The organism is Shewanella sp. 553 (assembly GCF_059338375.1).
Genome location: NZ_CM181701.1, coordinates 493,039 through 516,297, shown reverse-complemented (window position 1 = coordinate 516,297; position 23,259 = coordinate 493,039). Strand labels below are relative to the sequence as shown.

At 46.0% G+C, this 23,259-nt stretch carries 27 protein-coding genes and 1 pseudogene; 13 read left to right on the top strand and 15 right to left on the bottom strand.

The genetic code is table 11. The features are described 5' to 3' along the window. Positions 1–23 precede the first annotated feature (23 nt). From AC5YBZ_RS02425 to zapE, 4 genes are all read right to left on the bottom strand, one after another. A complete protein-coding gene (locus AC5YBZ_RS02425) occupies positions 24–212 on the bottom strand; it encodes a DUF2065 domain-containing protein (protein WP_475515758.1) in 189 nt (62 codons plus the stop codon). Between the two features lie 113 nt (positions 213–325). Continuing rightward, a complete protein-coding gene (gene rpsI / locus AC5YBZ_RS02420) occupies positions 326–718 on the bottom strand; it encodes a 30S ribosomal protein S9 (RefSeq protein ID WP_028762637.1) in 393 nt (130 codons plus the stop codon). 14 nt (positions 719–732) lie between these two features. Next, positions 733–1,164 (bottom strand): 50S ribosomal protein L13, encoded by a 432-nt coding sequence (gene rplM / locus AC5YBZ_RS02415; RefSeq protein ID WP_110455785.1) that lies wholly within the window; start codon positions 1,162–1,164, stop codon positions 733–735. 336 nt (positions 1,165–1,500) lie between these two features. Continuing rightward, complete coding sequence (zapE, locus tag AC5YBZ_RS02410) at positions 1,501–2,607, bottom strand: cell division protein ZapE (protein WP_494520135.1); 1,107 nt, start codon at positions 2,605–2,607, stop codon at positions 1,501–1,503. Between the two features lie 562 nt (positions 2,608–3,169). On the opposite strand from zapE, the gene degQ reads away from it, so the two are divergent. Both degQ and degS read left to right on the top strand, forming a co-directional pair. Then, positions 3,170–4,522 (top strand): Do family serine endopeptidase DegQ, encoded by a 1,353-nt coding sequence (gene degQ / locus AC5YBZ_RS02405; protein ID WP_475515756.1) that lies wholly within the window; start codon positions 3,170–3,172, stop codon positions 4,520–4,522. 150 nt (positions 4,523–4,672) lie between these two features. After that, positions 4,673–5,744 (top strand): annotated as a pseudogene (gene degS / locus AC5YBZ_RS02400) (outer membrane-stress sensor serine endopeptidase DegS). A 200-nt stretch (positions 5,745–5,944) separates the two neighbouring features. Here the strand turns inward: degS and AC5YBZ_RS02395 are convergent. From AC5YBZ_RS02395 to AC5YBZ_RS02345, 11 genes are all read right to left on the bottom strand, one after another. Beyond that, positions 5,945–6,100 carry a hypothetical protein gene (locus tag AC5YBZ_RS02395; protein WP_494543376.1) on the bottom strand — a complete coding sequence of 52 codons (156 nt, stop codon included), beginning with the start codon at positions 6,098–6,100 and terminating at the stop codon, positions 5,945–5,947. A gap of 375 nt (positions 6,101–6,475) precedes the next feature. Beyond that, complete coding sequence (locus tag AC5YBZ_RS02390) at positions 6,476–8,152, bottom strand: Ig-like domain-containing protein (protein ID WP_494520137.1); 1,677 nt, start codon at positions 8,150–8,152, stop codon at positions 6,476–6,478. 194 nt (positions 8,153–8,346) lie between these two features. Continuing rightward, the gene (locus tag AC5YBZ_RS02385) at positions 8,347–8,979 is read right to left on the bottom strand and encodes a winged helix-turn-helix domain-containing protein (protein WP_494520138.1); all 633 of its coding nucleotides are present in this window, start codon (positions 8,977–8,979) and stop codon (positions 8,347–8,349) included. 99 nt (positions 8,980–9,078) lie between these two features. Continuing rightward, on the bottom strand, positions 9,079–10,377 hold the full coding sequence (locus AC5YBZ_RS02380; RefSeq protein ID WP_494543375.1) for a sensor histidine kinase: 1,299 nt from the start codon (positions 10,375–10,377) through the stop codon (positions 9,079–9,081). A gap of 138 nt (positions 10,378–10,515) precedes the next feature. After that, positions 10,516–11,775, bottom strand: coding sequence for a UDP-N-acetylglucosamine 1-carboxyvinyltransferase (gene murA / locus AC5YBZ_RS02375; protein WP_494520140.1), 1,260 nt, complete (start codon positions 11,773–11,775; stop codon positions 10,516–10,518). A 9-nt stretch (positions 11,776–11,784) separates the two neighbouring features. Continuing rightward, entirely contained in the window at positions 11,785–12,042 is a 258-nt protein-coding gene (locus AC5YBZ_RS02370) for a BolA family protein (protein WP_110455780.1), read from the bottom strand. A gap of 13 nt (positions 12,043–12,055) precedes the next feature. Next, positions 12,056–12,349 (bottom strand): STAS domain-containing protein, encoded by a 294-nt coding sequence (locus AC5YBZ_RS02365; protein WP_494520141.1) that lies wholly within the window; start codon positions 12,347–12,349, stop codon positions 12,056–12,058. Next, the gene (locus AC5YBZ_RS02360) at positions 12,349–13,005 is read right to left on the bottom strand and encodes an MlaC/ttg2D family ABC transporter substrate-binding protein (RefSeq protein WP_494521673.1); all 657 of its coding nucleotides are present in this window, start codon (positions 13,003–13,005) and stop codon (positions 12,349–12,351) included. The genes AC5YBZ_RS02365 and AC5YBZ_RS02360 overlap by 1 nt, the downstream gene beginning before the upstream one ends. 8 nt (positions 13,006–13,013) lie before the next feature. Beyond that, entirely contained in the window at positions 13,014–13,487 is a 474-nt protein-coding gene (gene mlaD, locus AC5YBZ_RS02355; protein WP_494520142.1) for an outer membrane lipid asymmetry maintenance protein MlaD, read from the bottom strand. Positions 13,488–13,560: 73 nt separating this feature from the next. After that, on the bottom strand, positions 13,561–14,346 hold the full coding sequence (mlaE, locus tag AC5YBZ_RS02350; RefSeq protein WP_494520143.1) for a lipid asymmetry maintenance ABC transporter permease subunit MlaE: 786 nt from the start codon (positions 14,344–14,346) through the stop codon (positions 13,561–13,563). After that, entirely contained in the window at positions 14,333–15,160 is an 828-nt protein-coding gene (locus tag AC5YBZ_RS02345) for an ATP-binding cassette domain-containing protein (RefSeq protein ID WP_494520144.1), read from the bottom strand. Before AC5YBZ_RS02345 ends, mlaE begins: the two co-directional genes overlap by 14 nt. A gap of 165 nt (positions 15,161–15,325) precedes the next feature. Between AC5YBZ_RS02345 and AC5YBZ_RS02340 the strand changes: the two genes are divergently transcribed. The 11 genes from AC5YBZ_RS02340 (at position 15,326) to AC5YBZ_RS02290 (ending at position 23,159) form a co-directional block, all read left to right on the top strand. Beyond that, positions 15,326–16,285 carry a calcium/sodium antiporter gene (locus tag AC5YBZ_RS02340; RefSeq protein WP_494520145.1) on the top strand — a complete coding sequence of 320 codons (960 nt, stop codon included), beginning with the start codon at positions 15,326–15,328 and terminating at the stop codon, positions 16,283–16,285. A gap of 42 nt (positions 16,286–16,327) precedes the next feature. Continuing rightward, positions 16,328–17,305, top strand: coding sequence for a KpsF/GutQ family sugar-phosphate isomerase (locus AC5YBZ_RS02335; RefSeq protein ID WP_494520146.1), 978 nt, complete (start codon positions 16,328–16,330; stop codon positions 17,303–17,305). 1 nt (position 17,306) lies between these two features. Then, entirely contained in the window at positions 17,307–17,858 is a 552-nt protein-coding gene (kdsC, locus tag AC5YBZ_RS02330; protein ID WP_494520147.1) for a 3-deoxy-manno-octulosonate-8-phosphatase KdsC, read from the top strand. Beyond that, positions 17,855–18,412 carry an LPS export ABC transporter periplasmic protein LptC gene (lptC, locus tag AC5YBZ_RS02325; protein ID WP_494520148.1) on the top strand — a complete coding sequence of 186 codons (558 nt, stop codon included), beginning with the start codon at positions 17,855–17,857 and terminating at the stop codon, positions 18,410–18,412. The genes kdsC and lptC overlap by 4 nt, the downstream gene beginning before the upstream one ends. Further along, on the top strand, positions 18,399–18,938 hold the full coding sequence (gene lptA / locus AC5YBZ_RS02320; RefSeq protein WP_494520149.1) for a lipopolysaccharide transport periplasmic protein LptA: 540 nt from the start codon (positions 18,399–18,401) through the stop codon (positions 18,936–18,938). The genes lptC and lptA overlap by 14 nt, the downstream gene beginning before the upstream one ends. Further along, a complete protein-coding gene (gene lptB / locus AC5YBZ_RS02315; RefSeq protein ID WP_494520150.1) occupies positions 18,935–19,666 on the top strand; it encodes an LPS export ABC transporter ATP-binding protein in 732 nt (243 codons plus the stop codon). The genes lptA and lptB overlap by 4 nt, the downstream gene beginning before the upstream one ends. A gap of 131 nt (positions 19,667–19,797) precedes the next feature. Continuing rightward, complete coding sequence (locus AC5YBZ_RS02310) at positions 19,798–21,282, top strand: RNA polymerase factor sigma-54 (protein ID WP_494520151.1); 1,485 nt, start codon at positions 19,798–19,800, stop codon at positions 21,280–21,282. 30 nt (positions 21,283–21,312) lie between these two features. Next, positions 21,313–21,600 (top strand): ribosome hibernation promoting factor, encoded by a 288-nt coding sequence (gene hpf, locus AC5YBZ_RS02305; RefSeq protein ID WP_494520152.1) that lies wholly within the window; start codon positions 21,313–21,315, stop codon positions 21,598–21,600. Between the two features lie 2 nt (positions 21,601–21,602). Beyond that, positions 21,603–22,046, top strand: a complete 444-nt coding sequence (ptsN, locus tag AC5YBZ_RS02300; RefSeq protein ID WP_494520153.1) for a PTS IIA-like nitrogen regulatory protein PtsN — start codon at positions 21,603–21,605, stop codon at positions 22,044–22,046. Beyond that, complete coding sequence (rapZ, locus tag AC5YBZ_RS02295) at positions 22,043–22,897, top strand: RNase adapter RapZ (protein WP_494520154.1); 855 nt, start codon at positions 22,043–22,045, stop codon at positions 22,895–22,897. The genes ptsN and rapZ overlap by 4 nt, the downstream gene beginning before the upstream one ends. Further along, positions 22,884–23,159 carry an HPr family phosphocarrier protein gene (locus AC5YBZ_RS02290; protein WP_494520155.1) on the top strand — a complete coding sequence of 92 codons (276 nt, stop codon included), beginning with the start codon at positions 22,884–22,886 and terminating at the stop codon, positions 23,157–23,159. The genes rapZ and AC5YBZ_RS02290 overlap by 14 nt, the downstream gene beginning before the upstream one ends. Positions 23,160–23,259: the final 100 nt, after the last annotated feature.

Sequence of the window (23,259 nt, the reverse complement as noted above, 5' to 3'; positions counted from 1 at the left end):
TTAGGGGGGAAGTGGCAAGTAATTTATGAAAAAATAATCAATATGATCACCCCTGCAGTGACTAAACTACCGCCCAGCCTCTGAAGAAGACTTTGATTTTGATTGGAAATGTCTTGTAAGTAAGCACGCCAACGATTAGGGAATAATAAAGGTCCAATACCTTCGATAACCAGCACTAAACCGAGCGCAAGCATGATTAATTGCAGTGACATAAACAGCGTTCCTTAAATAGGACAATGAAATAATCTCAATCCTAAAAATAGCAGAATTTAGTTATAAAAAAACCCAGCGTAATGCTGGGTTTTTGAATTTTCGAAGCGAAATATTAACGCTTAGAGAATTGTGGCTTACGACGTGCTTTACGTAGACCCACTTTCTTACGCTCAACTTTACGAGCATCACGGGTAACGAAACCAGCAGCGCGTAGAGATGGACGTAGAGCTTCATCAAGTTCCATCAGTGCACGAGTGATACCGTGACGGATTGCACCTGCTTGGCCAGTGGTTCCACCGCCTTTAACAGTTACATAGATGTCTAGCTTGTCAGTCATTTCAACTAGCTCTAGAGGTTGACGAACAACCATACGAGCAGTTTCACGACCAAAGTATTCGTCAAGTGGACGTTGGTTCACGACGATGTTACCACTACCTGCTTTAGCGAATACGCGAGCAGTAGATGTTTTGCGACGGCCAGTGCCGTAGTACTGAGTTGCAGCCATTTGCTTAATCCTGTTTAGATATCAAGAACTTGAGGTTGTTGTGCAGCGTGGTTATGTTCTGTACCAGCGTAAACTTTAAGTTTACGGAACATGGCACGTCCTAAAGGACCTTTAGGTAACATACCCTTCACTGCTTTCTCGATGATCATTTCAGGCTTATGATCTTGCAGCTTTTCAAAGGTGATCTGCTTGATGCCACCGATGAAACCAGAGTGCGAGTAGTACACTTTGCCTTTCGCTTTATTACCAGTAACAGTAACTTTCTCAGCGTTGATAACGATGATGTAATCGCCAGTGTCAACGTGCGGTGTATACTCTGGCTTGTGCTTACCACGTAAACGGGTAGCAATTTCAGTAGCGATACGACCTAAAGTTTTACCTTCAGCGTCAACAACATACCAGTCGCGAGTAACGGTTTCTGGTGTAGCAGTAAAAGTAGTCTTCATTTACAAAAACCCAATGTTAAAATTCTGTCTCACATGCCGTCATTCATTATTAAATAACAACACAAAAAGTGCCATTCCCCGCCCCTTCGAGCAAAGAATAAGGCTTTACAACTTCCACCGTATAGATGGAGTAACGAGGGCAGGTCGCGAATTATAGACAAAGCTGAGTTAAAAATCATCTAATTTTTTAGCTAATTTAAATGATTTACCCCGCGTTACGCTAATCGTACTTGGGTAACAGAATAAATTAATCGTGATTTTGATTACTTCAGCAGTTAACGCGCCAATCATGGCGCGTAACTCATTGGGATAATCAACGTTTATAAACCGATATCTTTAAGGGAGGTGTTCCAATGCTAAATAATCATGGGATTGCATTTCAATAAGGCGTGAGCGGCAGCGCCTAAATTCAAATGAGAGTAACCCCTCAGTATAGATCTGCTCCAGCTCAACTTCAGCCGAGATAATCAATTTAACGTTGCGCTCATAAAACTCATCAACCATGGCGAGGAAGCGCCGAGCAATATCATCGCCTGTCGTATTGCTCCCCATCTGCTCGACTCCGCTGAGCAATACCGTATGATAAAGGCACGCCAACTCCATATAATCGCGCTGGCTACGGGGACCATCACACAGGTCTCGAAAGTTGATGAGCAGCACACCTTGCGCTTGCTGACGTATGGTGATTTCGCGGCCATCGATATCAATTGGCGCGTAAGATATTTCTGACTCTGGCGCTAACTGAGCAAAATAACTCAGCAAATTTTTATCGGCCTGTGGATCAAGAGGATAGTGGTATATTTCGGCTTGCTCTAAAGTGCGCAAACGGTAATCGATGCCACTATCAACATTTAAAATTTCACAATGTTTATTAATCAAGGCTATCGCCGGTAAGAAACGGGCACGCTGCAGTCCATTTCGGTACAACTCATCGGGAATAATATTAGAGGTAGCAACTAATACCACCCCTTCAGCGAAGAGGGCTTCAAATAGCGTGCCGAGCAGCATAGCATCGGTAATATCCGAGACAAAAAACTCATCAAAACAGATCACCTGATAACGTTCGGCCATCCGCTTAGCAATCACCAATAAGGGATCTCGCTGACCTTTTAGCCCATCTAAATCCAAATGAATTTGGTGCATGAAACGATGAAAATGGGCACGCAACTTTTTATCACCCGGCAAGGCATCATAAAAGGTGTCCATCAAATAGGTTTTACCACGTCCCACGCCGCCCCAAAGGTATAAGCCTTTCACTTGGGAAGTCGATTTACCCATAAAGCCAAATAATTTTGCCAATCCTTTAGGGGGCTGCTGGCTTACTATAAGTTCATCATAGACACGTTGCAGCGACTTAACCGCTTGTTCTTGCGCGGGATCATGGGAGAAATCTGTTCGCTGTAAATCTTGCTGGTAATGTTCCCAGGGAGTGAGATGTGACACGTGAAATATTCTCTTCTATCCTTAAATCAACGAGGCGATGTTAGCACGAGCAATGCTAAATCTCATAAATATCTACTTAATTCCATCTAACTAACATCAACCATCACACCAACCTAACTCACTGATTAGGTGAATTAAACCATTAAAATACGTTCATTTAGACTTAAGTCGCATACGCTGTACGATAGTCGAAAATAACAACTACACTAGAACGGCTATACGCTTAACAAGTGGCACTTGTACATATCATAAAAACATTGAGGGATGACTCAACGGCATGGATTCAGCACTTTTAAGTAAGCGTACCTAAGTCATACCACTCAGACAAAAGACGGCAAAACAGCGCCACGAAATGCTCGCCATAAGCGCAATACAACCATTAACAAGGCACTGAATAAATGACAAAAAAATTAACCTTTGTTAATCAAGCTGAACTTTGCGTAAACGAGTACGGTCGGAGTGAATAACAGATTTAAGATTAATGACTTGATATGAGGTAAATCAACCTTATATCTATGATTATCATAAGTCCATTATCCCAACTATTGGAGTCATGACATAAATGAAAACAAAATTATCACTACTATCAGCAGCGTTACTAGGTGCTAGCCTCATGGTGATGCCTGCCGTCTCTCAGGCAGCGATTCCATTAGCGGTGGGTGGTCAAGAACTCCCAAGCTTAGCCCCTATGTTAGAAAAAACTACCCCTGCGGTGGTCGCCGTAGCAGTATCAGGAACCCACGTATCTAAGCAACGACTGCCCGACGCGTTCCGTTATTTCTTTGGGCCAAATGCCCCACGCGAACAGGTACAAGAACGCCCCTTTAAAGGCTTAGGTTCAGGGGTGATTATCGATGCCGACAAAGGTTATATTGTCACCAATAACCACGTGATCGATGGCGCAGATGAGATCTTAATCGGTTTGCATGACGGCCGTGAAATAGAAGCTAAATTAATCGGTGCAGATGCTGAATCCGATATTGCTCTATTACAAATTAAAGCCAAAAATCTAGTGGCATTAAAGCGTGCCGACTCTGATGAACTAAGGGTGGGTGACTTTGCAGTGGCCATTGGTAACCCCTTTGGTCTGGGGCAAACTGTCACTTCAGGTATTGTCAGTGCTATGGGCCGCTCAGGGCTGGGGATTGAGATGCTAGAAAACTTCATTCAAACCGATGCGGCCATTAACAGCGGGAATTCGGGAGGAGCCCTAGTCAACCTTAATGGCGAACTTATCGGTATCAATACTGCGATTGTGGCCCCAGGCGGCGGTAACGTAGGTATTGGCTTTGCGATCCCAGCCAACATGGTCAATAACCTCGTTGAGCAGATCATTGAACATGGCGAAGTGCGTCGCGGTGTACTTGGTGTCAGTGGACGCGATCTCGATAAAGCCCTAGCCGAAGGTTTTGGCTTAGAAACCCAACATGGTGGTTTTGTTAACGAGGTGATGCCTGATAGCGCCGCCGATAAAGCGGGTATCAAAGCTGGTGATATTATCATTAGCGTTAACGATAAGCCCATTAAGTCGTTCCAAGAATTACGCGCCAAAGTGGCCACCATGGGGGCGGGTGCAACGGTAAAATTAGGACTGATCCGTGATGGCGATAAAGAAACCGTAACCGCCACCTTGGGTGAGGCAAATCAAGCCAGCGAAACCGCAGCGGGAGCCGTACACCCAATGCTAGCCGGTGCAACACTTGAAAATGTTAAGAGAGGTGTTGAGATCACCGAAATAGCTCAAGGCTCTCCAGCTGCAGCCAGTGGTTTGCTCAAAGGCGATATTATTGTAGGTATAAACCGTACCCGAATAGATAATCTTAAAGCCCTTAAAGCTGAGCTCAAAGATTCCACGGGTGTGGTGGCACTGAAAATATTGCGTGACGGCAATAGTCTCTATCTCGTCCTACGTTAAATGCTCTCCCAACAAGGAGGCGATAATCCCATTATCGCCTCCTTGTTTTTTTTACTCGGCTTATGTTGCTGCAATAACCTGACATAGCTAATAGTGCACTATAAATAAACATGTTAATCTTACTCAACTTTTTTCCTAATTCATTCAATAATGACTCTTAAAGACACTGCGATATATGTTGGCAAAGCTGTATTTTTTGGGCTGATCATGGCTGGCGTCTTTTTGACCCTTACCCCACTACTGACAGGGCAACACTCGAGTAATAACTTGTTTCAGTCCCGCGGTAAGCAAGGAATTGAGTTGTCATTTTCACATGCGGTTCGTCGGGCTGCCCCCGCGGTAGTGAACATCTACAGCCTGAGCATAGACCAAAATCAACCATTAAACTCTGGAGCACTGCAAGGGCTGGGCTCTGGGGTTATCATGAGTAAAGCGGGCTACATACTGACCAACTACCATGTGATTAAAAAAGCCGATGAAATCGTGGTCGCTTTGCAAGATGGTCGCAAGTTTACCTCTGAAGTGGTGGGATCTGATCCTGTAACCGATTTGGCAGTCTTAAAAATCGAAGGTGACAGCCTGCCAATCGTCCCAATTAACCTTGAGATCCCGGCACAAGTGGGTGATGTGGTGTTAGCCATAGGTAATCCGTACAACTTAGGCCAAACCATTACACAAGGGATCATCAGTGCTACTGGGCGCAATGGCCTCCAGCTCGCGTTACCTCGATTTTTTACAAACAGATGCTGCCATCAATGCAGGGAACTCTGGCGGGGCACTTATCGACACCAGCGGTCAACTGATTGGCATTAATACGGCCGCATTTCAGGTGGGTGGTGAAGGTGGTGGACATGGGATTAACTTCGCGATCCCCATTAAATTAGCCCACAGCATTATGGGTAAACTGATAAAAGATGGTCGGGTGATCCGTGGCGCATTAGGTATTACAGGCGAGCCTATTAACCCTGTGATGGCACAAATTCTTAATCTGCCCGATCTCACAGGGGTATTGATAACCGATATTGATCGCCAAGGCCCTGCAGCCTTTGCCAAGCTCAGACCCAGTGATGTGATCACCAAGTTTAACGATGAAGTGGTGCCTGGCGTTGAGATGCTGATGGACAGAATTGCAGAAACCCCACCAGGTACTAAAGTCACCATGACCATCATACGTAATGGTCAATACTTTGATGTGCCCGTGACAATAGGTGAAAGCATTTAGGAAACTGTGTTCGGTTACGTAAAACCTAGCCCACCATGGTTTTATCACCCTTAATGAACAATTAAAGTCAGCAATTGCTGGCCTTAATTATGCTTATGAACAAAGTAACTCTAACGTCTTACATAAGCTAGATTTTGGTTAAACAGCGGGCCCAGTTTACTGGGACTGGCATCGCGCTAAAAGTGACAGCACTACTTCTTTTATTCGCGATTAAATAGGTGCAACCAAAAAGCACATTCGAGCAGCACGCCAGCCACCAAAAAGAGCAATGCACCTAGATGCAAGCCAATAACATAGCAGCCCAATGCCGTTAGCAGTAACACAATTAATATCACTATCCTTTTGCCGTGCTCCATATACTCTCCTTAGCATAATGAATCTGCCTTCTTACCATTAGGCCACAAATGTCTTATTTTCGAGCCATTGCTAACGATAGCATAATGAAAACAAGTTCTTTATTCATCTGTTCCTATTACCACATAATTGATGTGTGACCACACCTGACCTTATGGAAATAGATGTTTATAATCAATGAGTTAAGTTATTAAAACCGCTAAAAACTCGAACACATATCTTTGTCTTGTCCGCATTACGCGAGCCTATAGCGAATCCTGATAAATCCACTGTTTACGATATTATCAATATTGCTAAAACTAAAAGACCATCTCAAATAATTTAGGAGATGGTCTTTTCTAAGCACTTAAAGTGAGTTTTACACTCTAACCCTTATATTACTGATGAATCTTAGGCAATACTGCGGCTTTATCCGTGTAGTCTCCGTGACAGTTACCACAAGTAAACTTAGCTGTGCCCCAAGGCATTTGGAACTTACCATCATCGGTAAACTGCTTAGCATCTGGTGAAAGATCTAGGGTAAAGAGGTGAGACTTGATATCACCAAATACCACATCAGAGGTCCCCATCTTAGGCGCTGTCGTTACCGCACTCTTAGCCAGCTTGGGCATATGACAATCGGTACACTCAGCCATCACACCATGCCCAATTGAACCACCGCCATCAGTGAACGCCATAGTGTGACAGTCAGTACACGCTTTCACCGCATTCATGTGTAGACCATCGCTACTATCTTGGTTTTTGGTCGACTTATGCGAATCGTGACAAGTAGTACACGTCATACTGCTCTTAGGACCAATTTCATCACCCGCTTTATAAGTGCCGTGATCTTCAGGAACAACTCCTAACAGCTCATCAGCGGTTTGGTGATGCTGCGCAAGGCCACCTTTAGCGACAATACGACCACCCACTTTCGCACCGTTAGGAAATGCTTCATTGTACTTGCTCACAAATGATGGATAATCTTTCTCGCCATCTCGGGTATGACACTCGGCACAGGTTACCGCTTTACCATAACCCATATCATCGGCAAGGAAATCTTCCGTAGTACGCGCAATCGCTATCTTGGTAATATTGTCTGTAGATGGGGCCTTAACGTGGAAGCTACCTGCACCATGGCAAGATTCACACTGGATCCCTTGCTCAGCAAACGTGCCATTCATGCCCGCCAAATTATCTTGACGATCAGGATTACGATCATCGCCCCCCGCCACATCTGTGGTGCGCTTCCAACCTGTAGTATGACAATTACCACAGCTGTACTTGTAGTTAAACTCGGTCGCTTTATAGTCTCCCATCACGTTCGCATCGGCAGGATGATTATCAGGAATATTGAGTTCGCCTTTACCGTTACGGATGTTGTATTGCACATCCTTACCCGTAACTATATAGCCATCTTTATCTAACCAACGCATCTTCCAATGGTAGCCACCAACAACATAACTCACATCGGCATAGCTAGTTGGGGCACCTAAATCATTATTTGGCGTAGCATCAACCAATAAGTCGATGGCACCAGTAATGGTTGTCTCAGGTGTATACGGGAAGCTTGGCTGTTCACCAGCACTGATTTTTTGGATTTTGAAGTTGTGGCCAGTCTTAGAAAACGATGCATGCTGATCACTATGACACCCTGCACAAGCCGCAGAGCCCACATAGGACAAGACTTCAGGCTCTGGTGTAACAGCAGCCTCGACAGTCACAGTGACTTCACCAATCGCTTCATCGGTACCATCTGTAATCGTATAAGCAAACTTCACTTCGCCAGCCGATGCTCCTGCGGTAAAATTAACTTTCCCCTCTTTTATCACGGCATTCGTTGAATCAACAGATACAAGCGTTAAGGTGTCACCATCGACATCGGTATCATTGACTAACACGTCAATGATAACCATTTCAGACACGGTCACTTTAGCCGTATCAGCAACGGCTACCGGCGGATTATTCTCTTCGATTGGTGGAATAATAGTGTCGTCATTATCGCTACCACACGCCACTAGCATAGAAACCATACTAGCGAGCAGTAGCTTTTTACATGGAATTTGATTACTCATTTTGTTCATCCTCTCGTGGCTTATGACAATCACCAACTTGCAGGGAGGGCGATTGATATGTCTCTTTGGACATACTCACAGTATTTGCGCTTTACCACTTAAGGGATAGATGAGGCGATTTCACAACAACGCTGAGTCTGTTAACTTTAATTATCATATCCAATTAAAAGCAAACAAAATCAATTACTTAAAATCTATGACAGGTTATGATTTTGCAGTACAAACTGGCCAGTTGTTGTCAGGATGTAGATCTTGCTCTCATTTTGTTGCACCAACCCCGCTTTTTTTAATTGGCGTAAATGAAAATTAAACTTAGTATGGTCAGAAGCATCAACTAAACGGTAAAGATCCATAAATTTTAACTGTTTATGCGTGCCGAGTTGTTTAAGGGTTTGCCGCCGTAAAGGGTTAGCAAGCGCAGCATAAACACTATCGGGATCGATATCAGATGCGGATTTTAACAGCTGCTTTTCTGCAATACTGCGTTTGATGGTCATCAACAGCTCGCCAGCATTAAAAGGCTTGGTCATCACACTATCGGCCCCTTTCTTCATCGCATCAACAGCTGTATCTACGGTCGCATAAGCAGTAATGACGACTATCGCTAAAAATGGATTCAATTGACGTAAGTTAGATATCGCCTCGACCCCTGTCATGCCTGGCATCAATAGATCCATTAAGGCAATATCGAAAATATCGCGCTCACAAGCCGCTATGGCTGCCTCAGCGCAATCAACCGCAGTCACCTGATGGCCTTCAAGCTCTAATATCTCCACCATATTGATACGCAGATCGGCATCATCTTCTGCAATTAAAATATGACTCATGATGTTTCCTCATCAGTGCGAAAATGAATATCGATTAGTGTACCTTCCCCTAGCGCACTCTGTATTGTCATCTCACCATGGTGAGCACGAACAATGGCATCACAGATGGGCCAACCCCAGTCCTGTACCCTGACCTATTGCTTTGGTTGAAAAAAATAGTTCGGTAGCCCGATTCACGACTTCTGTATCCATACCGTGACCAAAATCTTGTACCGATAAACAGATACCATCCTGAAGCTTTTTAATCGTCAGTAGGATCATCCCTCTCGGCTCACTCGCATCCATCGCATTTGACAGCAAGTTTATCAATAACTCTTCCAGCTTAATCTTCTGTCCACTCATTTGGATATCTTGCTCACATTCAACGGTAATTTGAAAATCCCGCCGTTTATGTGACAACAACCTTATCGCCGCTTGCGCAACCCTAGCGAGGTTAACGGACGAAAATGACTCCGAACGAGGCCGAGCATAGGCAAGTAACTCTTTACTTATGTCGGCAGCGCGACTAATACCCATTCTGACTCGATTAACATACTCCTGCTGCGCACTATCGGTTATGGGGTATTTTCGCTCTAACAACTCAAGGGCTAATGAAGATGATGCCAATGGATTATTGATCTCATGGGCGACCCCCGTAGCCAGCCGGCCAATGGCTTTAAATTTGTCAGCCTCTATCGCACGCTTTAGTTTTGCTTCAGTCTGCATCTCTCTTTCAATATCAAATACCTTTAAAGCCTTAAACAGGGTAAACAAAATCAGGCCTCCCGCTAATGTTCGCAACACCGGAACCCCAACGTGCAGCTCGGTTGCCACCAATCCAGCCATGATGCCGTAAATCCATAAACCTAACCCTGTGGCAATAAAATAGTGCCCGTATTTATGCTTGGCTTTCATTAAGCTATAACCATAAATCGCGATGCCACAGCCAGCTAGAAACGCACTGCCAAACCCTAGTAACAATCGCGTGAAGTGGGCAGCCTCCCGAAACAGATACTCAGACAGGCTGAAGATACTAGAAAAATATGCCACGACCATAAAATAGACCGCTAAGATAGCGATGATCAGCCCCCGCCCAACTTTGGCAAAAGCGTTAGGCACGATACCAAACAACAACCAGGCAAAAATCATTAAACTGGCAAATGATAGTGCCAATTTAAGCAATCGCAGCCACTCGACTAATACTTGATATTGAGGCTGAATATCCGCTTCAAACAGAATCACATACAGTTCAGACCATTCATGAAAAGCATGAGAAAAACCAAATAACGCCAGTGCCCATAGGGTGGGCGAAATAGATAACTGGCTATACTTAAAGTTTCTAAATAACACCACGCAGCCGATGGAAAAGAATACCAAGCCGTAAAAGAGATAGATGTTAAAAATGATAAAAGTCGACATCTGCTCACAATAACAGCTATCAACCAAGGCAAAAGTGAGCTCATAAGCAATTTATGAACATAGAATAGGATATATAAAAAAGCCACCGAGCTATCGGTGGCTTTTTAACTTATATAAACGAGTCGCTAGACAAGTGGGTTAACTCACTCTCACCACTTCGCCACCGAGGCCTTTAAACTTATCTTCGATATGCTCATAGCCTCTATCTAAATGATAGATACGGTCAACTGTAGTGATGCCATCGGCAACTAAACCGGCAATCACCAAGCTTGCAGAGGCGCGTAGATCGGTTGCCATCACTTGAGCACCATTAAGCTTTTCAATACCTTGAATAATACAAGTATTACCTTCTAGCTCCATCGTCGCCCCCATACGGATAAGCTCAGGAACATGCATGAAGCGATTTTCAAAAATCGTTTCGGTAATGGTCGCGGTACCATCGGCTAAGGCGTTAAGCACGCAAAACTGCGCTTGCATGTCGGTAGGAAAGCCAGGGTAAGGCATGGTCTTGATATTGACCGCCTTTGGACGTTTACCTTGCATATCGAGCTCAATCCAATCATCACCGGTGGTGATCTGCGCGCCGGCATCTTCGAGTTTGGCAAGCACAGATTCTAATGTTGAAGGATCGGCAGCAGTGCAGCGGATTTTACCGCGCGTGACAGCAGCCGCAACCAAGAAACTGCCGGTTTCGATACGATCAGGCATAACCCGATAGTGACAACCATTTAATTTTTCAACGCCTTGAATACGAATAGTATCAGTACCCGCACCGCTGATCTTAGCGCCCATAGCAATTAAACAATTAGCTAAATCAATAACCTCCGGCTCACGCGCCGCATTCTCAATCACAGTTTCGCCATCGGCAAGCGCTGCAGCCATGATTAAGTTTTCGGTGGCACCAACGCTGATCATATCCATAAAGATATGTGCGCCTTTTAAGCGGCCATCGACACGCGCCTTGATGTAGCCTTCTTTCACCTCAATTTTAGCGCCCATCTGTTCTAAACCATGCAGATGCAAGTTAACTGGACGTGCGCCAATAGCGCAACCGCCAGGCAATGACACATCGGCGGTACCATAACGGGCCAATAATGGGCCTAAAATCAGAATAGACGCCCGCATGGTTTTCACCAATTCATAGGGCGCGCAAAACTCATTAAGGTGGGTGGTAGAGATGGTGATTTCGCCACTGTCGGCCCGCTTAACATCAGCTCCTAAGCAACGTAATAGTTCGCAGCTGGTATTAACGTCTCTGAGGTTAGGCACATTGCTGACGACAAAATCTGTGTGGGCTAACACACCCGCCATCAAAATAGGCAGCGCGGCGTTTTTTGCACCAGAAATAACAACTTCACCGGCCAATGCACCACTGGCCTGAATTTTTAGTTTATCCACAATGACTCTCTACGCTGGCATGTTGAAGATTTTTTCACGCTTCCATTGCGTTGGAGTAAATGCATTTATCGTGATGGCGTGCAATGCACCGCTAGTCACTTGCTCCATCAAAGGGGCATAAATCATCTGCTGCTGTTTCACTCGGCTAGCGCCATCGAAACACTCACCCACGGCAACAATTTTATAATGGGTGCCATCTTGAGTCACGTGTACTTCTTCTAGAGATAGCGCTTCAGTCAGAAGCTGCTCAATCGCTTTACATTCCATGAACGGGTAACCTTTAATTGGCTTCTTCGACGAAGAAGTCTTGTAAATCATATAAATCAATCAATTTTTGTAATTGCAGCGGTGCCTGGCTCAAAATCAATGAGCCACCGTCTTGACGCTGTTGTGCCATCAATTGCAGCAGTAATGCCACCCCTGCCGTATCGGCGCTGGTGATGCCTGATAAATCGAGCCGTGACACATCTGAAGTGAGTAACTGCTCAACTTCAGGCCAGAGTGCAATCACTGCTTGCTTGGACAACTCGCCGCAAACCGAGCAAGTACTGCCTTCGCAGTTAAACGTCAGCATTACAGCTTAGTCTCCAATTTGCCTAAGCTAATTTGGTTATTGGTGTGTGTCAGTAACTCTTCAATCACCGAATCGATACCATTTTGGCGGATCAAATTAGAAATTTCAGCACTCTTTGAAGAGAGTAAGCTCACCCCTTCAGCCACCAAATCAAACGCTTTCCAGCTATCATCTTTAAGGCGGCGCACTCTAAACTGCAGCTTAATAGGTGGACGGCCTTGTTCGATAATCTGTACGTTAACATCAACCATTTTTTCGTCAGCAAAACTTTTTGCTGGGGCAAATTCCACTTTCTGGTTGGTGTACTCGGTAAATGCTTGAGCATAGGTGGCAATTAAATAGGTCTTAAAAGCCTCGGCAAAACGATCGCGCTGATCGGGTGTACTCTGGCGTAAATAGGAGCCCATTACCTTGTATGCGGCATATTTGTAATCGACATAAGGCATCAACTCATCAGAGACTATCACCTTAAGGTGGTCAGGATTGGTCTTAATTATGTCAATATCCTGATGAAAGCGGGCAAAAGTCTTATTGGCTACCGATTCAACCATGGCATAAGGATTTTGAATATTCACCTCTGGGTCGGCAGCATAGCTGACAGAGCTAACTAAATACGCCATGCAGGCAAAGATGACTTTGCATAACTGTTTCATAATGATCCCTATTAATTGTCTTTCGATTTAACACTATATAAAAACTGGCCGATCAGATCTTCGAGCACTAACGCGGAATGGGTATCGTCGATATAGTCACCCTCTTGCAGCATGCCAATATCGTCCATGACAAACCCAGGTGTAAGCCCTAAAAACTGCTCACCTAATAAACCTGACGTTAAAATCGACAGACTACTGGTTTCTGGAAACTGCTCATACTGCTTATCCATCGCCAATTCAACTACGGCAACCAGCTCTGTTGGATCTAAGCTGATTTGAGTCACTCGCCCTACTACAACCCCACCGACTTTAACTGGTGAGCGCACTTTAAGGCCACCAATGTTGGTGAATTTAGCATACAGGGTGTAATGGCTTTGACCCGGCTTAACCTCGACGTTAGCGACATTAAACACCAACACTAAAAACGCCATCAAACCAGACAGAATAAACACGCCCACTAATAATTCAATTTTTCGAGTCAACATACTCTGATTACCACTCAATTCTTTAGATACCACACTGCGCGGTACAATTAGTTCATCCGTAAACAAACATTCATTAATTACCAAACATCATGGCAGTTAATAGAAAATCTAACGCCAATACTGCCAAACTCGATTGCACAACAGTCTGGGTGGTCGCTCGGCTGATCCCCTCTGGATTTGGGATCACATTATAACCTCGATATAAGGCTATCCAAGTCACTACAACCGCAAACACCAGGCTTTTAATTAAGCAATTAACGATATCTTGGCGCCACTCTACCGATGCCTGCAAAATCGACCAAAAGCTGCCGCCATCGATCCCTTTCCACTCGACACCGACAATATGTCCACCGTAAATACCCACGGCGGTAAACATTAACGCCAATAATGGTAGGCTGATCACCCCGGCCCAAAAACGAGGAGCAATGATCTGCCGCAGCGGATCGATAGCCATCATCTCTAGGCTCGATAGCTGCTCTGTGCTCTTCATTAAGCCAATCTCAGCCGTCAACGCTGAGCCAGCTCGCCCAGCAAACAACAATGCGGTTACCACAGGGCCGAGCTCTCTGAGCAAACTCAGCGCCACCATAGGCCCTAAGCTATCTTCAGTGCCAAACCCTACCAAGATATTATAGCCCTGCAGCGCCAGCACCATACCGATAAACAAGCCAGAGACCAAGATGATCACCATAGATTGCACACCGATAACATACAGTTGCTTGATGAGCAGCGGGATCCCTTTACGCGGCTTAGGTACTCGGGCAATGGCGCCCCAAAGCATCAGCCCTGCACTGCCAAGTCCAGTCACACTGGCTATCGCACTACGACCGATACCAGCAATGTGATCAGTTAAGCTCACCTAACATCTCCTCTTGGTAATTTACAGCAGGAAAATGAAATGGCACTGGGCCATCAGGCTCCCCACCAATAAACTGCTTCAACTTTGGGTTGTCGGCCAGCCTTAACTCTTCAGGCGTACCGTGAGCGATAATGCGCTTGTCTGCCAACACATAGACATAATCGGCAATGCCCAATACCTCTTGTACATCGTGAGACACTACGACAGAGGTTAAGTTAAGTGCATCGCTTAACTCTCTGATAAGCTTAACCAACACCCCCATAGAAATTGGGTCTTGGCCCGCAAATGGCTCATCGTATAAAATCAGCTCAGGTTCTAAGGCGATGGCTCTGGCTAGTGCAGCACGTCGCTGCATACCACCAGATAACTCACTAGGCATCATCTTCGCAGCACCGCGCAGGCCTACGGCCTCTAACTTCATCAGCACGATACGCTTAATGATGGCTTCAGGTAAGCCTGAATGTTCACGCAAAGCAAAGGCAACATTGTCGAACACATTCATGTCGGTAAACAGTGCGCCACTTTGAAATAACATACTCATACGTTTACGCAGCTCAAACAGCTCACTGCGGTTGCACTGATGTACATCGATACCATCGATTTTAATATTGCCGCGATTGGGCTGTAATTGACCACCGATTAACTTAAGCAGGGTGGTTTTACCTATCCCACTGGGGCCCATAATGGCCGTGACTTTCCCTTTAGGGATCGACAGGCTAACATCTTCATAAATCACATGAGAACCGCGACTAAAAGCCAGATGTTCAATCTCGACTAGCGGCGTGGCGTCATCATCTGTTCGTTCATTGATCATTGTAAGACCTATATGTTCCGTGATAAATCGGCACAAAAAGAGGCAAATTGTACGTAATTGACCTATTGTGCACAACTGAATCGACACTATCTTGCCGCAATACTTTCAATTTTGTCCAAATCCAGCGAAAATGCGCGGCAGACACTCAAACAAAAATGAACTTTAATGCTTTTTAATATTTTTTTACTGCTTGCTGGATTAGCCACTCTAGTATGGAGTGCCGACAAATTCGTTTATGGTGCAGGCGCATTTGCCCGCAATTTGGGCCTACCACCCATGTTAATTGGTTTAACGATTGTTGCCATGGGCAGCTCGGCGCCGGAAATGTTTGTCGCCGCGACGGCATCAATGGAAGGTATGACCGATACCGCCATTGGTAATGTACTAGGCTCAAACGTTGCCAACATCAGTTTAATTCTCGGGCTCACCGCACTACTGGGTGCCATCTCCGTTAGCTCGCAAACTTTAAAGCGTGAAATTCCGATGATGCTGGCCGCCACTGTGATTGCTGGGTATTTCCTACATGACGGCCAACTGACCCGCATTGAGGGCGTGGGCCTAATGCTGCTGTTTTTAGCCTTAATGGGCTACCTGATTTGGCACGCCGTCAGCAATAAAGAAGCCGATCTATTAGCCGATGAATCCGATAGCGAAATCCCCAAAGATGTCCCAACAATCAAAGCCATACTCTGGTTAGTCGTCGGTATTATTTTACTCCCCTTATCGGCCGACTGGATGGTCGATGGCGCCGTGGGTATCGCTAAAGCGTACCACTTATCGGATCTGGTGATTGGTCTCACCATTATAGCCGTTGGTACCAGTCTGCCAGAATTAGCCGCCTGTGTTGCCGGAGTACTGAAAAAAGAAGATGATTTAGCCATAGGCAACATCGTCGGCTCCAATCTATTTAATATTTTAGCGGTATTAGCACTGCCTGCACTGATTGCACCTGGTGCTGTCGATGCCGCCGCCAGCACGCGAGACTTTTACATGGTGTTGGCGACCAGCAGTGCCTTAGCCATACTAATCCTACTAACGGGTAAGTCGCGTCAGCTCAAACCTTGGCACGGCGGAGTGTTATTGATGAGCTTTGTTGTTTATCAGGTGCTGGTTTTTCAATCCTAATTGCAGGTCTAGCCCGAACTGATTTTTTAAAGAGAGAACAAGATGGTAGATGCAGATCAACTACGTCAATGGGGGCGTAATGTTATCGATATCGAGCGCAATGCCCTCGATAATCTTTATCAATATGTCGATTCAAGCGAATTTGCCAAGGCATGCCAGTTAATTCTGAGTTGTACTGGTAAGGTGATCGTGATGGGCATGGGTAAATCGGGCCATATTGGCAACAAGATTTCTGCCACCTTAGCCAGCACTGGCACCCCCGCCTTCTTTGTACATCCTGGCGAAGCCAGCCACGGTGATCTTGGCGTACTGAGTGAAAATGATATTGTACTTGCTATCTCCAACTCGGGTGAAGCCAGTGAAATTTTAACCTTGATGCCGGTGATCAAACGTATGGGGCTGCCAGTGATTGCAGTAACGGGAAAGCCCGACTCCAATATGGCAAAGCATTCGATGGTGCATCTGTGTATCGACGTACCAGAAGAAGCCTGCCCACTTGGGCTCGCGCCGACCTCCAGTACCACTGCAACCCTAGTGATGGGCGATGCCCTTGCCGTGGCTCTATTGCAGGCTAGAGGCTTTACTAAAGATGATTTTGCGCTATCGCACCCCGGTGGCAGCTTAGGCCGTAAATTGCTACTAAGGGTCAGCGATGTGATGCACAAAGGCGATGAACTCCCCATAGTACCCCAACACATCTGCATTACCGACGCATTGTATGAGATCTCTAAAAAAGGCCTCGGCATGACCGCCGTGATCGATGACAATGGCGTATTGGTTGGCATCTTTACCGATGGCGATCTGCGCCGCGTGATCGATGCCGAAGTCGACCTTAGAAACACCTCCATCAGCCACGTTATGACCCAAGGCTGCGTGACCGTCAGCGACGGCATTTTAGCCGCTGAAGCGCTTAACATAATGGAAGAAAAGCAGATTAATGGCTTAATTGTGACTAACCTTCAACAGCAACCCATTGGCGCACTCAATATGCTCGATATGGTTAAAGCAGGAGTGATATAAGATGCCACATCAAGGTTTTTACGGCCCTATCGCTGACTCAGTCTGGCAAAAAGCTAAACAGATTAAACTACTGATTTGTGACGTAGACGGCGTGTTTTCTGACGGGCTGGTTTATATGAGTAACTCTGGCGACGAGCTAAAAACGTTCCATACTCGTGATGGCTATGGCGTTCGCTCGCTACTGACTAGCGATATTGCCGTGGCGATTATCACCGGACGTAAATCGAAAATTGTCGAAGACCGTATGACGGCCCTTGGCATTAGCCATATTTATCAAGGGGTCGACAACAAGCTCATCCCCTACCAAGAGCTTCTGGCACGCTATCAAGTCAGCCCACAACAGGTGGCCTATATTGGCGATGACATGGTCGACCTACCCGTAATGCAACAAGTCGGCTTGTCGGTGTGCGTCGCCGATGGTCACCCTTATGTTAAGCAGCATGCCGATATGGTCACCCATATTAATGGCGGCCATGGTGCGCTACGTGAATTAACCGACCTTATTTTGCTAAGCCAAGATAAGTTTGAATCGGCTCACGGTATGAGCATATGAATAGAGTCACCCTGGCGATTATCGCGTTTTTTGGTACCGCTTTAGTGCTCTATTGGCAGGTGCAGACTAAGCAAGGATCACAAGCGCTGTTGCTCGACGCGTCCGATCGTCCAGATTATGTGATTAACAACATTAATAGCGTGCAATACGACGAACAAGGCAAACTTAATAGCCGCGTCTCGGCTAGCCATATGGAACACTATGCCGAGCGTAATATGACCTATTTTACCCAGCCTACTTATCTGGTCTATCCCGATAACGGCGATGCTCAGTGGCGGTTGCGCTCGGCTCGGGGTACATTAGACAAAGACAGTGGCAAAGTCATCTTGGAAAATAATGTCATTATTGATGCCATTAGCCCTGAAGAGCCCATCCAAACCATAGAAACCAACTACATGGAATTGGACCTCAACACCATGATCATGACATCCGATCAAACCATTCGGATCACCGGTAACGATTTTTTGATTACCGGAAAAGGCTTATATGCCGACCTCAATGCACAAAAAGTACGACTGACGAGCCAGGTAGAAGGAACATATGAAACTAAATAATCTTATTCTTGCAGGCCTGTTAACCATGGTTAGCCTGCAGAGTGCGGCGAATGAAACCGACCTGCTGCAAGAGGTTAAGATTTCAGCCGCAAGCCAAGAAGCTGATATTAAAAATAATCAGATTATCTTCAATGGCCCAGTAGAGGTGACTCAAGGCTCCATTAAAATTTTAGCCGATGAATTACGCGCCTTTACCAAAGAAAATAGTAGCGGCAAAATCTTAGTGGCAAAGGGTAAGCCAGCCACTTATACACAGGTGATGGAAAATGGTCGTCCAGCGTCAGCCAGCGCCAATGAGATCCGCTATGAACTGTCGACCCGCACTCTAACCCTAATTGGTAATGCCACCCTCGAACAAGAAGGTAGCCAAGTCACAGGTAATCAAATTCGCTACAACATTGAGCAGCAACAGTTGATAGCCGAAAGTACGGGTAGCGATCGCGTTATCACCATCATTCAACCCGAAAGTTACCAAGACAACAGCAAAAGTCAGCCCCAAGAACAGCCCAAGCAGGAAAAGCAATGACAGAGATGACGCTAAAAGCGGTTAACTTAGCCAAAAGCTACAAAAGCCGCGCCGTGGTACAAGATGTCAGCTTAACCGTACGCACAGGGCAAATCGTCGGCTTGCTAGGGCCTAATGGCGCAGGTAAAACCACCACCTTTTACATGGTGGTCGGTCTAGTCCAGAGTGACAAGGGACGTATTTTTATTGACGATGACGATCTCACTTTAGATCCTATGCATTTGCGCGCCCGCAAAGGGATTGGCTATCTACCGCAAGAAGCCAGTATTTTTCGGAAATTATCGGTACGCGATAATATTATGGCGGTATTACAAACCCGACGCGAGCTCAGTAACGATGCGCGCGAAGAGGAGTTGGAGCACCTGCTAGAAGAGTTTCATATTACTCACATCCGCGATAGTCAGGGGATGGCACTGTCCGGTGGCGAACGTCGTCGCGTCGAAATCGCCCGAGCATTAGCCGCCAATCCTAAGTTTATTTTGCTTGATGAACCCTTCGCCGGGGTCGATCCCATTTCGGTTATCGACATCAAAAAGATTATTGAGCAACTGAAAAATCGTGGCCTTGGCGTACTGATCACCGACCACAACGTACGTGAAACATTGGATGTGTGTGAAAAAGCCTACATTGTCAGTCACGGTAATTTGATTGCCGAAGGAACACCCGATGAGATCTTAGATAACCAACAAGTTCGAGCGGTGTACTTAGGAGAACAATTCAAGCTATAGTTAACGTTATTAGCGCTCAAGGTAAAAGGCTAAACCGCTCTTACCTTGTTAAGTAGATCATTCGCCTTAGCGGTTTAATACCAGAGGCAGCTTTCTCACTTTAGAATTAGAAACAAGGGAATAGCAGTACGATGAAAGCGTCACTTCAGCTCAAAATGGGTCAGCATTTAACCATGACGCCCCAGTTGCAACAGGCCATTCGTCTGTTGCAACTCTCGTCATTGGAATTGCAGCAAGAGATCCAGCAAGCATTAGAGTCTAACCCTCTACTCGAGTTAGACGAGGAGCAAGAAGGCGCCAATATCGACTCAGAACAAGAGCGTAATGACAACTTCGACACCGATTACAATGAGCAACTGCAAGTCGACTCGAGTGAAGACAATTCAAGCTTAGAAACCTCCGATGCACTCAATCAAGACTCTATGCCCGATGAGCTTCCCGTCGACACCACATGGGATGAGGTCTATACCGCCTCACCCAACTCCAGCTCTGGTGCCATGCGCGACGATGACATGCCCTTTCAAGGGGAAACCAGCGAAGGCTTGTATGAACACCTCGAATGGCAAAAAAACCTCACGCCCTTTTCTGACAACGATCTTGCTATCGCCACCGCCATCATTGACGCCATAGACGAGCGCGGCTACTTGACGCAAACGTGCGACGATATTCTCGAAGCCATGGGCGATCCTGAAATCGAACTCGACGAAATTGAAGCGGTATTAAAACGGGTACAACATTTCGATCCTATCGGGATTGGTGCCAGAGACCTCAGCGAATGCCTGATGATCCAACTGGCCCAATACAACCCCGACACCCCGCATATCGACAACGCCAGACTCTTGATCCGTGATTACTTAGATCTTATCGCCGGACGAGACTTTCGCCTATTGATGCGTAAGACCAAGCTGAAAGAGGATGACCTGCGTGAGGCCATAGCGCTAATTCAAACCCTCAATCCGCGCCCGGGGCTGGCCATTACTGCCAGTCGCGACGAATACGTGATCCCCGATGTCACAGTTAGCAAGAAAAAAGGTCGCTGGGTGGTCGAGCTTAATCCCGATAGTATGCCTAAGATTAATGTAAACCAACATTATGCCTCGATGGCACGCAGCACCAAAAACCAAGCCGATGGCCAGTTTATTCGTGGTCACTTGCAAGAAGCTAAATGGTTTCTAAAAAGTTTAGAGAGCCGCAACGATACCTTGCTTAAGGTCACCAACTGCATTGTCGATTTCCAGCAAGGTTTTTTCGAGTTTGGTGAAGAAGCGATGAAACCTATGGTGCTTAATGATATTGCCGAAGCGGTCGAGATGCATGAATCGACCATCTCGCGGGTCACTACCCAAAAGTATATGCACACGCCAAGAGGGATTTTTGAGCTGAAATACTTTTTCTCCAGCCATGTCGGGACCGACGATGGTGGTGAATGCTCTTCTACTGCGATCCGCGCTTTTATTAAGAAGCTAGTCGCCGCAGAAAATCAAAAGAAACCCTTAAGTGACAGTAAGATGGCACAACTGCTGGCAGAGCAAGGTATCCAAGTCGCTCGACGCACGATTGCAAAATATCGTGAGGCGATGTTGATACCGCCGTCAAATCAACGTAAAAGCTTATAATCAACAACTGGAAACCGGAGGAATCACTTTATGCAAATAAATCTGACTGGGCACCACATCGAGATCACCCAATCTCTGCGCAACTATGTTGAAGAAAAGTTTACAAAGCTTGAACGGCATTTCGATCAGATCAATAATGTCCATGTGATATTAAATGTCGAAAAATTGATGCAAAAAGTTGAAGCAAAGTTACATCTCCGTGGTGGGGAAGTATTTGCAACATCAGAGCACGCGGACATGTATGCCGCGATAGATTCCCTGATCGATAAATTAGATCGTCAGGTCATTAAACACAAAGAGAAGCTAATAAAGCATTAACGATGGAACTTAGTACCATCCTGCGGCCGGAGTGCACAACCTGCGCCACTCCGGGCAGTAAGAAAAAGGTACTGGAACTTATCAGCGACTTGGCCGCTGTCCAGTACCCCACCCTTTCCTCTCAAGAGATTTTTGAAAGCCTTTTGGCGAGAGAGAAAATGGGCAGCACAGGTATAGGCAATGGTATCGCGATCCCTCACGGACGGCTGACGAATATTGAGAAGCCAGTCGCCGTATTGATTAAATGTGCTGAGCCAATCGCATTCGATGCAATTGATAATCAGCCCGTCGATATCCTCTTTGCATTATTGGTTCCTTCAGAGCAATGCGAACAGCACCTTAGCACCCTCGCCGCGATGGCAGAGAAATTAAGTGATAAAGCCATCATCAAACAGCTAAGAAAAACCCACGACGAGGCAGAATTGTATCAGGTGATCACCCAATGAAATTGGTAATGGTATCTGGGCGATCAGGCTCAGGAAAATCGGTAGTCCTTAGGGTACTGGAAGATCTGGGTTATTACTGTGTCGATAATCTGCCACTACAGATGATGGACTCACTGCTCAGTCAGCTCAAAGGTCGAAATGAACTCGTAGCCATAAGCGTCGATGTGCGCAACATGCCCAGCGAGGACATTCAGCTGGAGAAGCAGCTAGCTAATCTCCCTAAAGATACCGAAATACTGAGTTTCTTCTTAAACTCATCTGACGATGTGTTACTTAAACGCTACAGTGAAACCCGCAGGTTACATCCACTGTCACGCTCAAAAGCCTCTCTCAAAGAAGCCATTCAACTTGAAGGCAAAATGCTCGAGCCTATCTCTAAGATGGTCGATCACTACATCGACACCTCTACCCTTAACATCTATGATTTAAGCGATAAGGTACGCGAGATCTTACTAGGCACAGTAGACAAGGAGTTAGTGATTAACTTTGAGTCATTTGGCTTTAAATACGGTATGCCAAGTGAAGCAGACTTTATGTTTGACGTGCGTTTTCTGCCCAATCCCCACTGGGAAACGGAGTTACGCCCGCTGACGGGTCTCGACCAACCAGTGCAGCAGTTTTTAAGTCAGCAGCCGCTAGTAAATAAGTTTATTTGGCAGATAGAAAATCTATTCGAAACGTGGCTGCCACACCTTGAGCGCAATAACCGTAGCTACTTAACGATCGCCATTGGTTGTACCGGCGGCCAACATCGCTCGGTGTATGTGACCGATCAACTGGCCAAGCTGTTCAATAAAGGGAAACATAAGGTACAGGCGCGCCACAGAGAACTTCAGCATGAACAAGCTTGAACGCCAATTAACCATCTGCAACAAGCTGGGGTTGCATGCGCGAGCCGCCACCAAACTGGCGGTATTGGCCGCTCAGTTTGATGCCCAAGTCACCTTAATTCAAGGTGACAAGCAAGCTTCAGCCGCCAGTGTGCTTGGGCTATTAATGCTAGAAACCGGCTTTGGTAAAACTATTACCATCACCAGTGAAGGCCAAGATGCCCAAGCGGCACTCGATGCCATTAGCGCACTGATTGACGCAAAATTCGAAGAAGCCGTATAATCGCCCCACCTCGAGCCTAAACGGCTCATCTCATTCTATAATTATCCCGAGTTCAGGTTACTTAGCCAATAACCTATGTCGCCGCGCCATTTTTCCAAGG

Bases quoted from the DNA above. Each gene is read 5' to 3' on its own strand.
- AC5YBZ_RS02425 (WP_475515758.1), bottom strand. From the start codon at position 212: ATGTCACTGCAATTAATCATGCTTGCGCTCGGTTTAGTGCTGGTTATC.
- rpsI (WP_028762637.1), bottom strand. From the start codon at position 718: ATGGCTGCAACTCAGTACTACGGCACTGGCCGTCGCAAAACATCTACT.
- rplM (WP_110455785.1), bottom strand. From the start codon at position 1,164: ATGAAGACTACTTTTACTGCTACACCAGAAACCGTTACTCGCGACTGG.
- degQ (WP_475515756.1), top strand. From the start codon at position 3,170: ATGAAAACAAAATTATCACTACTATCAGCAGCGTTACTAGGTGCTAGC.
- AC5YBZ_RS02395 (WP_494543376.1), bottom strand. From the start codon at position 6,100: ATGGAGCACGGCAAAAGGATAGTGATATTAATTGTGTTACTGCTAACG.
- AC5YBZ_RS02390 (WP_494520137.1), bottom strand. From the start codon at position 8,152: ATGAGTAATCAAATTCCATGTAAAAAGCTACTGCTCGCTAGTATGGTT.
- AC5YBZ_RS02385 (WP_494520138.1), bottom strand. From the start codon at position 8,979: ATGAGTCATATTTTAATTGCAGAAGATGATGCCGATCTGCGTATCAAT.
- AC5YBZ_RS02380 (WP_494543375.1), bottom strand. From the start codon at position 10,377: ATGTCGACTTTTATCATTTTTAACATCTATCTCTTTTACGGCTTGGTA.
- AC5YBZ_RS02370 (WP_110455780.1), bottom strand. From the start codon at position 12,042: ATGGAATGTAAAGCGATTGAGCAGCTTCTGACTGAAGCGCTATCTCTA.
- AC5YBZ_RS02365 (WP_494520141.1), bottom strand. From the start codon at position 12,349: ATGCTGACGTTTAACTGCGAAGGCAGTACTTGCTCGGTTTGCGGCGAG.
- mlaD (WP_494520142.1), bottom strand. From the start codon at position 13,487: ATGTTGACTCGAAAAATTGAATTATTAGTGGGCGTGTTTATTCTGTCT.
- AC5YBZ_RS02345 (WP_494520144.1), bottom strand. From the start codon at position 15,160: ATGATCAATGAACGAACAGATGATGACGCCACGCCGCTAGTCGAGATT.
- AC5YBZ_RS02340 (WP_494520145.1), top strand. From the start codon at position 15,326: ATGCTTTTTAATATTTTTTTACTGCTTGCTGGATTAGCCACTCTAGTA.
- AC5YBZ_RS02335 (WP_494520146.1), top strand. From the start codon at position 16,328: ATGGTAGATGCAGATCAACTACGTCAATGGGGGCGTAATGTTATCGAT.
- kdsC (WP_494520147.1), top strand. From the start codon at position 17,307: ATGCCACATCAAGGTTTTTACGGCCCTATCGCTGACTCAGTCTGGCAA.
- lptC (WP_494520148.1), top strand. From the start codon at position 17,855: ATGAATAGAGTCACCCTGGCGATTATCGCGTTTTTTGGTACCGCTTTA.
- lptA (WP_494520149.1), top strand. From the start codon at position 18,399: ATGAAACTAAATAATCTTATTCTTGCAGGCCTGTTAACCATGGTTAGC.
- lptB (WP_494520150.1), top strand. From the start codon at position 18,935: ATGACAGAGATGACGCTAAAAGCGGTTAACTTAGCCAAAAGCTACAAA.
- AC5YBZ_RS02310 (WP_494520151.1), top strand. From the start codon at position 19,798: ATGAAAGCGTCACTTCAGCTCAAAATGGGTCAGCATTTAACCATGACG.
- hpf (WP_494520152.1), top strand. From the start codon at position 21,313: ATGCAAATAAATCTGACTGGGCACCACATCGAGATCACCCAATCTCTG.
- ptsN (WP_494520153.1), top strand. From the start codon at position 21,603: ATGGAACTTAGTACCATCCTGCGGCCGGAGTGCACAACCTGCGCCACT.
- rapZ (WP_494520154.1), top strand. From the start codon at position 22,043: ATGAAATTGGTAATGGTATCTGGGCGATCAGGCTCAGGAAAATCGGTA.
- AC5YBZ_RS02290 (WP_494520155.1), top strand. From the start codon at position 22,884: ATGAACAAGCTTGAACGCCAATTAACCATCTGCAACAAGCTGGGGTTG.